Origin of the sequence: Fibrella aestuarina BUZ 2 (genome assembly GCF_000331105.1) — a bacterium.
GTDB classification, from domain to species: domain Bacteria; phylum Bacteroidota; class Bacteroidia; order Cytophagales; family Spirosomataceae; genus Fibrella; species Fibrella aestuarina.
Genome location: NC_020054.1, coordinates 916,033 through 931,147 on the forward strand (window position 1 = coordinate 916,033; position 15,115 = coordinate 931,147).

9 protein-coding genes are annotated in these 15,115 nt (G+C 57.7%); 5 read left to right on the top strand and 4 right to left on the bottom strand.

All coding sequences use genetic code 11. From position 1 onward, the window contains the following. Window positions 1-64: 64 nt before the first annotated feature. The gene (locus tag FAES_RS03620; RefSeq protein ID WP_015329840.1) at window positions 65-1,180 is read right to left on the bottom strand and encodes a carboxypeptidase-like regulatory domain-containing protein; all 1,116 of its coding nucleotides are present in this window, start codon (window positions 1,178-1,180) and stop codon (window positions 65-67) included. A 151-nt stretch (window positions 1,181-1,331) separates the two neighbouring features. After that, window positions 1,332-3,380: a CHU_0125 family OmpA-like outer membrane integrity protein gene (locus FAES_RS03625; protein ID WP_015329841.1), complete on the bottom strand. Its 2,049-nt coding sequence runs from the start codon at window positions 3,378-3,380 to the stop codon at window positions 1,332-1,334. Between the two features lie 302 nt (window positions 3,381-3,682). Here FAES_RS03625 and FAES_RS03630 point away from each other — a divergent pair, with 302 nt between their 5' ends. The 3 genes from FAES_RS03630 (at window position 3,683) to FAES_RS03640 (ending at window position 5,645) form a co-directional block, all read left to right on the top strand. Next, window positions 3,683-4,498: a DUF6597 domain-containing transcriptional factor gene (locus FAES_RS03630; protein ID WP_015329842.1), complete on the top strand. Its 816-nt coding sequence runs from the start codon at window positions 3,683-3,685 to the stop codon at window positions 4,496-4,498. A gap of 70 nt (window positions 4,499-4,568) precedes the next feature. Further along, window positions 4,569-5,192 carry a DinB family protein gene (locus FAES_RS03635; RefSeq protein WP_015329843.1) on the top strand — a complete coding sequence of 208 codons (624 nt, stop codon included), beginning with the start codon at window positions 4,569-4,571 and terminating at the stop codon, window positions 5,190-5,192. 12 nt (window positions 5,193-5,204) lie between these two features. After that, window positions 5,205-5,645 carry an ester cyclase gene (locus FAES_RS03640; protein ID WP_015329844.1) on the top strand — a complete coding sequence of 147 codons (441 nt, stop codon included), beginning with the start codon at window positions 5,205-5,207 and terminating at the stop codon, window positions 5,643-5,645. A gap of 65 nt (window positions 5,646-5,710) precedes the next feature. On the opposite strand, the gene FAES_RS03645 is transcribed toward FAES_RS03640, so the two are convergent. Beyond that, complete coding sequence (locus FAES_RS03645; RefSeq protein WP_229364415.1) at window positions 5,711-6,892, bottom strand: NRAMP family divalent metal transporter; 1,182 nt, start codon at window positions 6,890-6,892, stop codon at window positions 5,711-5,713. 209 nt (window positions 6,893-7,101) lie between these two features. On the opposite strand from FAES_RS03645, the gene FAES_RS03650 reads away from it, so the two are divergent. Then, the gene (locus tag FAES_RS03650; protein ID WP_015329846.1) at window positions 7,102-11,937 is read left to right on the top strand and encodes a hypothetical protein; all 4,836 of its coding nucleotides are present in this window, start codon (window positions 7,102-7,104) and stop codon (window positions 11,935-11,937) included. A 28-nt stretch (window positions 11,938-11,965) separates the two neighbouring features. On the opposite strand, the gene FAES_RS03655 is transcribed toward FAES_RS03650, so the two are convergent. Further along, window positions 11,966-12,862, bottom strand: a complete 897-nt coding sequence (locus tag FAES_RS03655; protein WP_015329847.1) for a 3-keto-disaccharide hydrolase — start codon at window positions 12,860-12,862, stop codon at window positions 11,966-11,968. A 377-nt stretch (window positions 12,863-13,239) separates the two neighbouring features. On the opposite strand from FAES_RS03655, the gene FAES_RS03660 reads away from it, so the two are divergent. Beyond that, window positions 13,240-14,997: a M3 family oligoendopeptidase gene (locus tag FAES_RS03660; protein WP_015329848.1), complete on the top strand. Its 1,758-nt coding sequence runs from the start codon at window positions 13,240-13,242 to the stop codon at window positions 14,995-14,997. The last annotated feature ends 118 nt before the right edge of the window (window positions 14,998-15,115 follow it).

The window sequence follows — 15,115 nt, forward strand, 5'->3', positions numbered from 1 at the left end:
CGATGAGAGGCAATTATCGGTATTAGACCGCTACAAAGAACAAACTACAAATAACAAACCTCTGTTAAGGTTGATACGTAAGTGGCAGCAGATCGCCCATCTTTTCCCACCCCCAATACCCCTCAAAAGCCAGCCCGAGCGGTTCGTAATAATTACCGTTGGCTTCGAGCATCACCATCGGTTTGGTGAGGCGAATCAAGGACGTTTGCACCCCCGCCGTGCGCCCGATCGTGCTCTGCCCCGCGACCGGAACATCCTGGTACTCGGCTGGTTCGGGTTCTCCTTTGAACACAACCTGAATGGGCGTGTCGAATGTCAGGGCTTTGGCCGTCTCGGTCGATTCTCGATCATCGACCAGAAAGGTGGGCGGTAGCGGGTCTTTCACCAGAAAACGGGCCTTACGTACCTGCCAATCCCCGTTGACCCGGCTCGAATCGGTTGCCCGCTCGAGCACCCGCCGAATGATGAAACCCTGCTCGTTGGTTTTTCGGGCATACAGCGCCCGCAGAAAATGCAGGGCCGAGCCCGCGTAGGTATCGAGCCGGGCGCGTTGCCAACGCAACTCTTCGCGCCGATTTTTGGGTTTGATATCGTCGAAAACCGGGTAGCCCAGGTACGTTACCGCCTGCTGGTTGGGCTCGGCCTCGAACCGGTCGAGCACATACTGAATCCGGTAGCCCAGCGCTCTGTTTTCGATCACGAGCGGTTTGCGTGCGCCGCCCGTAAGCCGCCCGGTGGCGGGGTCCTGCTCAAACCAGATGGCCTTCGGGTTCAGAATCTGGCATTCTTGTGCGTTTTTGCTGGTACCCAGAAAAAACTGCCTGAACAGGTCATATTGTTTCTCCCACTCGGGACCAAACGCGTTAACCTCCACCTCCTTCAACTGCGTGGTAGTGGGTTTGATCCGAATGAGCAGCGCTTCGTCGGATTGGCCGGTCAGGCGTTTTGTCCAGGTTTCAAAGCCCACGCTCGATACCACAAGTTCGTAGCGGCCGTCAGGTACGTTGGTCAGGGCGAAGGCGCCATTTTCGTCGGCGGTGGTGCCTTTGTTGGTATTGGCCAGAAACACGCTGCAAAACGGCACGGGCTGTTCATCGGCCGCGTTGATGACACGTCCCCGGAGGGTGCCCTGCGCCTGCGCGGCAAGCGCGATGAACCAGAAAAGTACAGCAATCCTCATTGCGCTTTAGACGGACAAATGAGAAAAGGGTCATTGTCTTTGCTTGCCTTAACTGGGTCAGGCGACTCATGAAAAAGCCCCGCCAGCGAACGGGCGGGGCTTGAGCAAACCTATAAGGTTTCCAAAACCTTATAGGTTTGGGTGGTTTGGTTTACAAGGCCAGCACTTTAAACTCGGTGCGGCGGTTGCGTTGGTGCTCTTCCTCGGTGCGGGCCCGTTTTACGATCAACTGGGTTTCGCCGTAGCCTTTGGCCGTGAGCCGGTCGGCGTCGATGCCTTTCGAGATAATATAGTCTACGGCCGCTTTAGCCCGGTTTTGCGACAGCGTCATGTTGTAGGCATCGGCCGCGCGCACGTCGGTATGTGAACTCAGCTCGATTTTGAGCGTCGGGTTGTCTTTCAGGATCGTCACGAGCTTGTCGAGTTCTTCGGCGGCGTCGGGGCGAATAGTATACTTGTCAAGGTCGTAATAGATATTCTCCAGCACGAAGGTCTTGTTCAATTCGACCTTATCGAGCAACAGCGACACATTGAACGTCGTGTCAGTCTCGGGTTTGGTCAGGAACATTTCGGGTACGCTACGGCCCTGCATCGTAAAGGGCTCGCGGCGGGTGAGGTAACCGGGGCGTTCGGCCACCACGCTATACGTTTTACCCTCCTGCACCGGAAACTTCCCGAAGGTACCCGGCTGGCCCGTTGTCGCTTCGGCTACGGTCGCCTCGTTTGAGTCGTCGATAATCCGAACGCGGGCCGAGTCGAGCGGCGCATTGGGCGTGCTGTTGGTCGCTACGGTACCCGCCAGGAAATAGCGAACGATTCTGGTTGAGCCGGGCTTTGGCGGATTCTGCGCAATGGTTGTCGAATCGCCGGGCGTTTTGGGGGAATCAGCGCCGGTTTCGACGAGGTAGATGTCATCGTCGCCCTTGCCGCCCGGTCGGTTGCTCGCCATGTAACCCCGGTTTGGTTCCGGGAACGTCAGTCCGAAATCATCGGCGGGGGAGTTGATCGGAACGCCCATGTTTTCGACCCGAATAACGCCCTGCGAACGCGTGGCCACGAAAATGTCGAGCTTACCAAGGCCGGGGTGCCCGTCCGACGAGAAGTAGAGCTTGCCGTCGGCAGCCACAAAAGGAAACAGCTCATCGCCCGGCGTGTTGATGTCGCGGCCCATATTCACGGGGCGGCCCAACCGGCCCGAGGCGTCCATGTTGGCGCGGTAGAGGTCGATGCCGCCAACGCTACCGGCGCGGTTCGAAGCGAAATAAAGCGTTTTGCCATCGGCCGAGAACGCAGGCGAGCCATCCCAGGCGGTCGAGTCGGAAATGGGCAGCCGGAAGGGCATACCCCAGTTGCCGCCCTGATCCTGCCGACTCATGTACAGGTCGACGTCGAGGCCGCCTTTGCGCTTGCCGTTGTTACCCCGGGCGAAGATCATGATCTTGCCGTCTTTTGAGAAAGCGGGCGTGCCTTCGTTTACATCGTTCTGAAAGACCGATCCGCTGAAAAGTTGCGGCCCACCGGCCCCCGTTTCGTCGGCCGTTTGGCCCACTTTGGCTTTGTAAAGGCCGGTCATGGCCAGGCCATTGTTTTTGTAAATAACGTCTTTGCGCGAGGCGGTAAACACCAACTCATCGCCGCGCAACACGGGCGCATACTCGGTGCCGGGCGAGTTCAGCCCACCAAGGTTGGTAAGGCGATAATCGGTTTGCTTCGACGAAATAAGGTTGATCGCTTTCAGCGTTTCGATCTCGCGTTGCGCTTTGGCCAGCCCGACTTTGTTTTTGGGGCGGCTGTCGAGGTATTGCTGCAACTGACCTTGCGCCGCCGCGTAATCGCCACTCGCTTTCAGCGCGTAGGCGTAGTTGAGGCGCAGGTCCGGGTCGGCCACCCCCGCTTTGGGTGCGGCGGCATCGGCAGCTACGGCCGCACCAGCTCCCGCGTCGATGGCTTTCTGGTAGAAGGGCACCGCCTGCGCGATGCGGTTGGAGAGGCGATACGACTCGGCGGTGTAATAATTGAGACGCGCCGCATCGATCGTGCCTTTGCTGGCTTTGTCAAACTGACCCAGCGCCAGGTTGTATTCGCCCGCCTCGAAATGGCGAACCCCTTTTTTATAAGCCTGCATGGCTGAGTTGCACCCGCCGAGGCCAATGGCCGCACCCAGTATCAACAGCAGTGAGGCCTGCGTAAAGAATCTCATAGTAACGAAGTGAGCGATAACCGATTAACCCGCCCAAGATAATAACGTTTTCGACCGGCTATTTCGTAGTACCTTATTTAAACGATTTTGGGCTGGATTTATGATGGAGTGTCGCGCCAGACTGATGCGCAACATGCATTTTATTCCCGGATAAAACGCAGCTGCTAGTCACGAGCCGCGCCCGCTGCCAAATCGCCGACCGCCAGACCCCGTACGGCCCGTGAAGATTGACACCATTTACTAAAGTAGTGATGTCGGCTAACCCACTAGTTTGGTAGCTTCATGGCTTGACGATCAGGTCTATGCACTACCAGAAACACAAACCGGCCCCGCAGCTGGCTCCTTTTGTGGAGTGCTATTTCGTGTGGGAAAAACAGGATCGGCTGGTAGCGCCGCTTCGGATCGAGTCGCCGCCGTCGGGCTTCGCCTCGATGGTATTCGTCTACGGCGATCCGTATCAGGTACGTACCGGGAACACGATGACCACGGTTCCGACGGCTTTCCTGACGGGGCAGGCCACCCGGCAGTATGAACTCCAACTCGTGGGGCAAATCGGCATGGTGGGCATCGTGTTTCGCCCGGCGGGCCTGAGCACGCTTTTTGGGCTGCCGATGTACGAATTCAACGACGAGCGCGTGAGCCTGACCGACGTACTGGGCGGGTCGATAACGTACCTGCACGAACAAATTGGCGACTGCCCCACGAATGCGGGTCGAATCGCCCTGCTCGACCAATTTCTGAACCGTCAGCTTCTGCGCCGGGGCAATGGCTTCGACCGGACCGATTTTGCGGCTAACCTGATCGTCGACCGGCGGGGTATGCTCACCATCAACACCCTGCTGGACGATCTGTACGTTTGTCGGCGGCAGTTCGAGCGGCAGTTTCTGCAAAAAGTGGGGGTGAGCCCTAAATATTACGCCCGCATCCGGCGCGTGGGGTATCTGTGCGCGCAACTGGCGTCGCAACGCTGGCAGGTAACCGACTGGCAGGACGTGATCTTTCAGGCAGGTTACTACGACCAGTCTCATTTCATCCGGGAGTTCACGCAGTTTACGGGCAAACGCCCCACGTTGTACGTAAAAGACAATGCCGAACTGAGCCACTACCTGTCGCGGTAATGTCGCATTTGTACAATCTGACGCGGGGGAGACTAGCGACTTTTGATCCACACACAAACCTCCCTTTGTTATGCACCTTGTTCATGGCTGCCTCGTCTTCCTGCTGACTGTCAGTACGATCGCGGCCCAACCTACCCCCAAGCTCTGGACTGAAACCGACCGGACTTACACGCTCGACAACCTCAAACGCACCCGCGACGCGTTAACCCGCGAAACCGAAAACCTGACCCCGGCGCAGTGGGCCTTTCGTGAAGCGCCCGACCGGTGGAGTATCGGTGAGGTGGTCGAGCACCTGGCCCTCTGGGAGATTATCTGGGCGCGGGAGGTGGGCGAAGGCATCGGCAACAAACCCCAGCCCGAACTCAATCAGACCAGTCGCCCGGATAGCTACTACAAGGAATGGATTATGGAACCCGCGCCACACAACGCCCCCGATTTTGCCAAACCCAGTGGTTTCATCGACGGCAAAAACAACCTGACGTTCTTTCTGCGGTTGCGCAATCAGACCATCGATTTCGTGGGCAAAACAACGGCCGATATGCGCGCCCACTTTGAACGAACAGCCACTCCAAATCCGCGCAACATGCACCAGGTCTACATTTTCCAGTGGGGCCACGTCGACCGGCATCTGCGCCAGATCGCCAAGATTAAACAGCACCCTAACTACCCCCAAGCATCACTTTCTGCCAAATAAACCCCCATCACTATGCAGACCACCCAACAGGAAGCTGTTTCCGCCCTGAGCCGCAAAGGCGCTTGTCTGGCCTTCTTCACGGCCTACGACGACCTCGATACTGCCCGGATGATTGGCCTTGCCGCCCCCGACGCTACCGTGCATTTCTTACCCCTCGGCGAAGCGGGGCTGGGTACGTTCTGGACGTTTGGCAAAGCCGTCTGGGACTCCCTCATCGATTGCTTCCCGGACATCAGCAACACCGTCGATCAGTTGGTGGCTGATGAGGATACCGTAACGGCCAACGTGACCATCGGTGGCACCCAGGCGAAGGAGTTCATGGGTATTCCCAGCAAAGGCCTGCGGTTTGGCAGCGACCACGTGTTTGTGTTCACCTTCAATGACGCCGACCAGATTCAGAGCCTGACGATCAATTGGGACGCGGCCAGCTTTGCCCGACAGTTGGGTGCATAAGCGAACCATCAGCTGAGCGAGTTCACTGTTGGTTGTCTGACCAACAATGAACTCGCTGTCGTTCGTTACGAGGCAATCGCCAGCCAGATATTCCAGCCACCGAGCACAGCCGTGACCAGCACTACCAGCCCCATCGCCAGATTCTGACTGAGTGAATTGACGTGCTCGCCCAGCAACGCCCGGTCGTTGACGGCCCGAAACAGAAAAACCGTCACGAAGGGTAATAGAATGCCGTTGATCGCCTGCACGGCCACAATCACCGGAATGGGCGTGGCGTTGGCCAGCCCAAAACCGATGCCTGTAGCCAGTACCAGCGCCCAGATAAGTCGGAACGTAGGGGAGTTCCTGGGTACGTTCAGCAGGCTAGTCGCCGTGATGGCGGCGGCGAGCGGGGCGGTGAGCGACGACGCAAAACCCGCCGCAAACAGGCCAAAGGCAAACAACGTACCTGCCCACGTACCCAGCCGTTCAGCCAGCACCGTCGCCATGTGCGCGTAAGTGAAGTCGTTGGGAATCAGCAGGCCCGCCAGCAACAGCACGACCGAGATAATTCCGCCCAGCACCACCGCCACCCAGATGCCCAGTCGCATGTCGGCCAGTGATTGATTAGGCGATATGCTGGAGCCGAAAAAGAGATTGTAGGGCACGATGGTCGTGCCGATCAGCCCGTTGATGAGCAGCAATGAACCGCTGGGCATGGTCGGCACCACCAGCGCTTTGGTCAGGGCAAGGGGTGTGACGGGCGTACCAAACGCGACGTACACGAAAGCCCCGCCCATCGCGAACACGACCAGCCCCAGCATGTTGGCCAGCCCCTGCGTGGAGCCAATCCACAACAAGGCCGCGCAGCCAATGCCAACCACGACGGTCAGCGTGGGGGCCGGTAGCCCCGTCAGCAGCGATAGCCCGGCCACCGCGCCCAAGATGTTACCCGCCTGATAGGCCGCACAACCGAGGAAGATAGCCCCGAACAGGGCCCAGGCCACCCGCCGCCCCGTCGGTTCCGAATAACTTTGCCGGATCACCTGCCCCAGGTCGCGGCCCGTGGTGAGCGTGATGCGTGAGGCCGCCTCCTGCAACCAGACGGTTCCCAGCGTAGCGAAGGTCAGCACCCAGAGCAAATCCAGCCCATACCGCGACCCGGCTATGGCGCAGGCCGTTACCGAACCCGGCCCAATAAATGCCGCCGAAATAACCGACCAGAATAAAATGCTGCCGAGTCCGGCTCGTAGGGAAATTGCTTTCACAAAAGTGTAGTGTCGCTGTCTGACTGGGCAATATAACCTTCTTTCGGCAGTCACGCTGATGCCCCCTGATTGCCGGTAACTCAGTTGATTCGCCTATCAGTAAGACTGCGCGGCCGATCTGTCGGCTCCCGGACTACCTTATCTGTCTGGGCGTGGGGGTATGGGTTTCTATAAACATCAACCAGTGACTAACCAATGAAAGGCGTATCATGGATGCTACATTCGTACTTCAAAATAAGGGCAACAAGGCCGCCGTTACCGTTACGCTGCTGATTTCCTATTTCACTAAAGGGAAGGAAACCATTCAGGTCGACACACAGACGTTCGACCTGACTTTGCACCCAAACAGCGACGGGAACATCAGGGTTGATTTCGGGGAGGCGGGCCTTTCCGAACGTGAAGTGATGGTGCGGGTGCAGCATCCTGAAGGGGGGATCATCACACAGCAACAGTTTCGGCTTGGCGACATAGCGGGTAAACAGGAGCGAGTGGCGTTTGAACTCAACGAGGAGATAGACCCGGCTACACAACCCGAATTGCCTGCTGAGCCTGCCAGACCCGCCTTTGTTTATGGTCGGCTGCTCGATAAAGCAGGCATACAACGGCTGGAAGACGTGCAGCTCATTATCATGGTGCAGACCGAGGTCGACGGTCCGTTCGAACCGCTCACGTCGGTTCGAACGGAAGCGCAGGGCTACTTCGTGCTCGATTACCCGGCCGGAGTGTTCACCCAGGCGGCAGCGCAGGTAGGCCTTAACCTGAAGCACAACCCCATCCCCATCAAGCTCGACGAACAAACCCGGATCATAACCGACCCTGATGGCGACTCGACCGTAACGGAGCTGGTATTTCCACGCCGGGTCATACTAGTGGCCGAACTGGCTGAAACCCCGGCCCCTGACCCCGAAACCAACTGCGATTGCGGCTGCGAGGCGGGCCACTTTGAGCAGAAGCGGGTACTGGAAGAGTTTTCGTTTTACACGCTTGTACGTACTTCCGAACCTGCCATTAAAGGGTATGTCATCGAAGAGGAAACCGAGCTCACGCTGGCCGACATTCTGCGGCACTTGCCCTTCACGGTTTTTGACCTTATTGAGCCGCTCCGGGCCTTTCCGTTTATCGCCCGCGACTCACCCTTCAAAACCACCTCGCTGCGTGCGCGCAGCCGGGCCGCCGCTACTACCGACGATTTCCTGAAAACCATCGAGACCATCCGCATTCAGAAAGGCGTGCTGACCGATTTTCTGAAAGATGAAAAAACCATTACCAAAGACAACATTGGCAAATTGTTTACCCGCAACGAAATCAGCTCGTTTCAGACCATACTGACTGGCCCCCCGGCGGCGCCCCGACCCTTGGGCCGCGTTGAACTCGGTCCGGATACCAGCATCGATTGGGACGATGAACCCACTATCTATCAGGCTGTTGAAGTGGCACATGGGCATCTGTTGCATTTCAAGTCGGAGTGGATCGCCGACGGCTACTCGCTGGGTGACCTACTCTACAGCCTGCCCCTGGCTCCGGGCCAGAAAAAGCAACTCGTGGTATTCGACTGGGAACGGCGTGAGTCGGCAGCCAATAGCCAGAGCGTCGATGTGGAAGAAAGCCTGTCGAATTCGCTGACCCGCGACCGCGACATCCTCGAAATCGCCAGAGGGAGCGTCTCTGAGAACCTGCGGGGTAGCTCGCGGGCCTCAACGGGCGGTGCGTCGGGTGCGGTTGGCGGGGTGCTGGGCGGGCTGGTCTTCGGCGTGTCGGGTGGCTACAGCACGGCGAGTTCGCGGGCCTCGCAGGACAGTTTCCGGCAAGTCTCGTCTTCCGATCAGCAACGACTTAGTGACCGGCTCGTGCAGTCGGCCAATGCGGTGCGGAGTATGCGCTCGACGGTGATTCAGACGGTGGCGCAGGGAGAGCGGTTTGAAGTGTCGGCTGAGAGCGTGGCCAACTACAACCACTGTCATGCGCTCACTATTCAGTATTACGAAGTGCTACGGCATTTTAAAATCAGGCAGCGGTTTGCCGAGGCCCGCGAATGTTTGTTCGTACCATTGCTGATGAGTGCCTTCGACCTGAAAAAGACCCTCCGCTGGCGCGAAGCCCTCCGCACTGGTCTACTCGATCAGCGGCTCCGTACGGGTTTCGACGCGGGCGACCGGGTGGCGCACGAGTGGCAAGACAGCAATTTCCCGTCGGGTACGTATGCCTCTGAACCAATCCTGACGGCTGCGGGTGAGCTGAAAATGCGGTTAGCGCTGCAACGCCCGCTCGACGAAATCGTAGAGGTCGATGATACCGATCGGCCGCCCGTTTTTGCGGGTAGTGTCGGTTTCCCGCCCGTCTGGCACAAGAAAAAAGTGGGCCGGATTATCGTTGCTAATTGGAGTAAGCTGGAAAAAGTGATTGGTAACCCCGCCGAATTTTACGAGAACTACCTCCAGAACGTACCCGACAAAGATGCCGTATTCCATCAGATGCTGGGCGAACGCCTGGCCCGGCAATTTGTTGACTCCCTGCTGTTTACGGTGCAGGATGAGGCCGGGGTAAGCATTGGCTCGGTGCCGGTCGACGCCTCGGTATCGTCGCGCTATACGCGCAATGGGCTATTGTCGGTCACGTTGCGGATTACTGGACCAACGAACCTGCCCCGCGACCGATTTCACTACCTGCGTATCGGCATCGACTCCGCGAAAGACATACTGTCGGAAGGATCGTTTGCCACTGTGCAATCGGGGGCCATGCGCTACCGGACCCGGCATTTTACGTACGCCCTGTTTAACTACCCCCGCCTCAACGAAGACCTGACCGCCACGGATGGGGTTGCGCTGTACGCCGGTCCCACCGCCGACGAACTGAAAGACCCGCGCCGCGAAGACCTGGTGGTGGTAAACAAACTCATCGCGCACCTTAACGACAACCTGGAGTACTACCACAAACAAATTTGGATGAATATGTCGGAGCAGCGACGGTTTATGCTGCTCGATGGCATCTTTCTGAACGGGAAAGGCGAAGGCCGCAGCGTGGCTTCGCTGGTGCAGAACGAACTCCTTACCATCGTGGGCAACAGTCTGGTGTTTCCGGTGGCCCCTGGCCTGAACCTGAACCCCGATTTTGGGATGAAAGAGTCGCTGACGGACTTCTACATGACCGCCGCCGCCGACCCCATCAGTGTGAGTGTACCCACGAAGGGCGTGTTTGCCGAAGCCGTGATGGGCAAATGTAATTCGTGCGAGAAGATCGACGAGAGCCGGTTCTGGCGGTGGGAAGAGTCGCCCATCCCCGATAGCCCAACAGCCATCAACCCCATCAGCACCGATACCCGTCGCGCCGACCCCGGCTCGTTGCAGGCACAGGCGCTACCAAACTCGCTGGTAAGCATCCAGAACGTCCCCAACGCCCCCGACCCTACCGGGCTGGCTGCCACGATGGGCCTGTTGGGGCAGGCGGGTCTATTTAAAGACATTACGGGCCTGACGGGCAACCAGCAGAATGCGATGCAGACCCTTCAGACCACCATGGAAGCGGCCAAGGCAATAGCGCAGGAAGCGGCCAAACTCGACGTGCAAAAGACAATGGAACGTCGCCTCGACCGCACCATGAATGCCATCGATACCGACAAATCGCTGTCGCCCGAGCAGAAAGCTACCTTGAAAGAAAAAGCCCTGAACGCCTATATGGGTGGCGGGGCTACCGCCACGCCCAAACCCGAAGCAGCCAAGCCCACCCTGACCGACGTGGCCGTGCAGGCTGCTGGGCAGGGCAAAGCCGTGGAGGCTAAAAATTCGGATGCCAGCACAGGCAAAACCGAAGAAGTAAAAATTGGTAGCCAAGCAGATGGCCCCGCTGTTCAGAACGCCGAAGTGTGGGTAGACATCGATAAACTGAACCCTTCGCTCAAGCGGGCATTTTCGCCCGACGTACCCGATACAACCGGCATCACTGACGTAGAAGGCGTTGTTTACGATGCACCCGAAGGCGCCGTCTACGAGTGGAGCCTGGGCACGGCAGCACGGGGTAAGATCGAACACCCAGACCAACTGAAAACGCGCATTATGGCGGGCGAGCCGGGCATTACCACCCTCAGCCTCGACGTATTCGACAAGCAAAAGAAACTGCTCCGCCATACCACCACTCACCTCGGCGTACCGCAGTTCTTTGTGGTCGCTGATTCGTTTCATCAGTATGCCAACAGCGAAACCGGCGGACGCACCATCGCCAGCGCCGACACGTTCGATGCTACGCTGCGGCAACTCGGCTTGACTGCCGAGAAGAACCGTATTGTTGACAAATTGAAGCAGTATACCGAGTCGAGACTAATCCGAAAAACGGCCTCCGGTGCGCTCGAAGGGCATAACATTCGGCTGCTGTGGCGCATTGGGGCCCTCAACGATCCCCTGCCGTCACACCTGATCAACCCGAACAACGTACCTGCCCCCACCGACAGCGACGGGTATGCGAACTACATCAGTATCAATGGCTATCCGCAGACGGGTAGTATGCTGTTCGGCCTGACTGCCGTCAACCCCACCTCGCCCACGACGCCGGTTGGTCCGAAAAATTACAACGAACTGATGCTGATTTTCACGGGTATGTTTGAGTTGCTGACAATACCCACCGCTACCCCCACCGACCCCGTCAGTCAAGACATTCACGATAAGCTGACCAAACTGCTGCAAGCCTTCGCGGCCGCCCCGGCCAACCAGACCCTGAAAGACCTGGTGATCGATGTGTTTGCGCGTTTCTACGCCGACGTGATGTGCCATGAGATCTACCACTCGCTCATTTATCACAAGGCCAACGCCCAGCTAGAGGTGATTGACGCCGGCTACGACACACAGGGACATACGCTGCCACCCACGAAAGACATTATGAATAAAGACCGAGATTTCCTGCAACGTACCGGCATTGACGTGACCGACATGGCGGCGTTCCCCGCCCCCGGTTCAATGACAATCCATCCCTTTGCCAACCATTCGGTGCTCAGCCCCGACAACGCCGCCCGCATCGATGTGTTCTTCCCGATTCCGCCAACGTACCCGTTCGCCTAAACGCAAAAGCTAACGAAGCGCGGCATTATCAAAACTGGCACGCCTTTTCGTCCGATTCGACGTAATACGATTTGTAGTTTTTGGCTTTGCGGTTCATGCAGCCCTTCAGGTTCAACAGCTTGATGTTGCGGAAGTCGATCGGGTGGCTTTCGGCTTGTAAAGCAATGTAGCCTTCTTTCAGCGGCTTGCCGGCCCGTTGCCGCCAATAGTCGGCGTTGGCAACGCCCGATTGTTCGAAGTCATTGTCCTTGCTGATGAAGACCGCATCGGTAACGGGATGTTCGTAGGCCAGCACCGTTTTGCCGTCGATGCGGTGTTCGATGAGCGAATCGCCCAGCACCAGTACTTCAACCGTTACCCATTGATCGCCATCGTAGGTTTTGGAGGTCGATTCAATGCAGTGGAGCGGGTTCACCTGCCCTTTCTGCTTCACCAACGTACCTGGCGAACACAAGTTGGCCGTGGGGCGGGGTTTGCCGTTGCTCAGGCCACCCAGCGTCTGTACCTCCAGCGATACAGGAAAATCCTGCTTCAGCCCCACGCTCTGCGCCGACTGCGAGTGGAACATCACGCCGCTGTTGCGCACGTTCCAGCTGGCGCCGCCCGGTGTCTGATTGCCCGTGAAGCGATAGTCGAACCGCAGTTTATAGTGCGAAAAGGGCTGTTTATAATACATATGCCCAAACCGCCCGTCGAACCGTTCGTACTGATCGTAGGCAATCCGGATCATGTCGTTTTCGACGCGGAAGGTGTTACCGAAATTCTCGCCCAGCGGATAGCCGGTGATTTTGATGTCCCAGTTGCTGAGGTCTTTGCCGTTGAAAAGCGATTGCCAGTCTTCGCGCTGGGCGTTTTGCTTGGCGAGGCGCTGGGCGGGCGTTTGGTAGGCGAGTAACGTCAGAAGAAGGTAAAGGAAAGGTTTCATACCTGAGATGGTTTCGTCTAGCGTATCCCCAGCAACCAGTGCCGGTTGAGGATACGGCAAGATAAGACAAAAACGTGGCCTCTATACCGGCCTGGCTTACTCGTGTATTGGCCCTAGGTGTGTTGCTCCCCGTTTGGGGCGGGCCAGGAGCATCGGGAAACCGGCTGCCGTAAGTCGGGGCTGGTTTAGCCTCACCGTAAGGTTGACTGGGGCCTGCGGCCGTGGCTATTTCTTAGGGGTATTGTCGAATTAGAGCCTACTTTGACCAGCCAGGTAGTCGCGGGCCCAATGGCCCCAACTGAAACCGAAATGAGCCTATCGAGTTAGTCAGTTGCCGGGTGTGATGCCAGCCCGACAAATGATTACTTTTGTTTACTATGCAGCCCGAACTGACCTTAGCCCGGCCCCCCCGGCACTTTCTGCCCGACTCTTACGAACTAACCGACTGGGCCCACGTACAACCCTTCTACGACGACCTCCTTCAGCGCCCCATTAACTCCGCCGACGACCTGCGCCGCTGGTTTGCCGACCGCAGCGAACTGGAATCGTATCTGTCGGAAAATTTCGCCTGGCGCTATATCCGCATGACCTGCGATACGGCCAGTGAGGCACTCGTTTCTCAGTTGAATTTCTTCATCGAGACCATTCAGCCGCCGATGAGCACGCTGGGCAATGAACTGGACCAGAAAGCGCTGGCCAGTCCCTACCTCGATCAGCTCGACGACGAAGCGCACGCCGTGATGGTACGGGGCATGAAGCAGGCCAACGCCATCTTTCGGGAAGAAAACATTCCGCTCCAAACCGAGATGCAGACCGAAGAGCGCAAGTACAGCGCGCTCAACGGCGCCATGACGGTTGTCATGGAGATCGATGGCATTCGGGAAGAAGTCACATTGCAGAAAGCGACTGATTTTCTGCAAAGCACGGATCGGAGCGTGCGCGAAAACGCCTGGTTTCTGATTCAGGAGCGGCGCTTCCGGGACCACGAAACCCTCGACGCACTCTATGATACCCTCGTTTCGCTGCGGCATCAGATTGCCCTGAACGCCGGGTTTGACAACTACCGCGACTACGCCTTTGCTGCCCTGGGCCGGTTTGACTATACCCCCGCCGATTGCTTCACCTTTCATCAGTCGGTAGCCGAGGCTGTGGTGCCGCTGTTGACCGAGCAGGCGGTCGAGCGCAAAGCCAAACTCCAACGCCTCGACCCCACGCTGGATGGGCTGCGGCCGTGGGATAGCAAGGTCGACCCCGACGGACACGCCCCGCTGGTGCCGTTTGCGACCGGCGCCGATCTGGTCGACAAAACCATCCGCTGTTTCGATCACCTCGACCCCAGCGGCGAGCTGGGCGGCTACCTGCGCGTGATGCGGCAAATGGGCCACCTCGATCTTGAATCGCGGAAGGGCAAAGCGCCGGGCGGCTATAATTACCCCCTCGAAGAAATCGGGGTACCGTTCATCTTCATGAATGCTACGTCCAGCCTGCGCGACCTCGTTACGATGGTGCACGAAGGGGGCCACGCTGTGCACTCGTTCCTGACCCGCGAACTGCCCCTGAAAGCCTTCCGTAACCCGCCGATGGAGGTGGCTGAGCTGGCCTCGATGGCGATGGAACTGATCTCGATGGATCACTGGGACGTGTTCTTTACTAATCCCGATGACCTGCGTCGCGCCCGCCTGCAACACCTGGAATCCATTGTGGAAACGCTGCCCTGGGTCGCCACCATCGACAAATTCCAGCATTGGGTTTATGAACATCCCGCCCACACCCACGCCGAACGCCGCGCGGCCTGGGTACGTATCTTCGACGAGTTTGCCGATGCCCAAACCGACTGGAGCGGGCTGGAGCACTACAAAGAATACATCTGGCAGAAGCAGTTGCATCTCTACGAAGTGCCGTTCTACTACATCGAGTACGGCATTGCGCAGCTGGGGGCCATTGGGGTCTGGCGCAACTACCGGCGCGATGCGCAGACGGGTTTACGGGGCTACAAAGATGCCCTCAAGCTGGGGTATCAGGCGCCGATCGGCGCTATCTACGCGGCCGCCAACGTCCCGTTCGACTTTTCGAAAGAGCACATCGGTGAGCTGATGGCCTTTTTGCAGGAAGAGATTGCGCGGTTGAAGGGTTAGTGAAGATGAACTTGGTACATAGTATGGGGGTAAGTAATGTATTATGTAATCGAATGACGTGGTGTAATTGAGAAATTTATTAATTAAATTATGTTTATTGATTCAGAAACTTTGCATA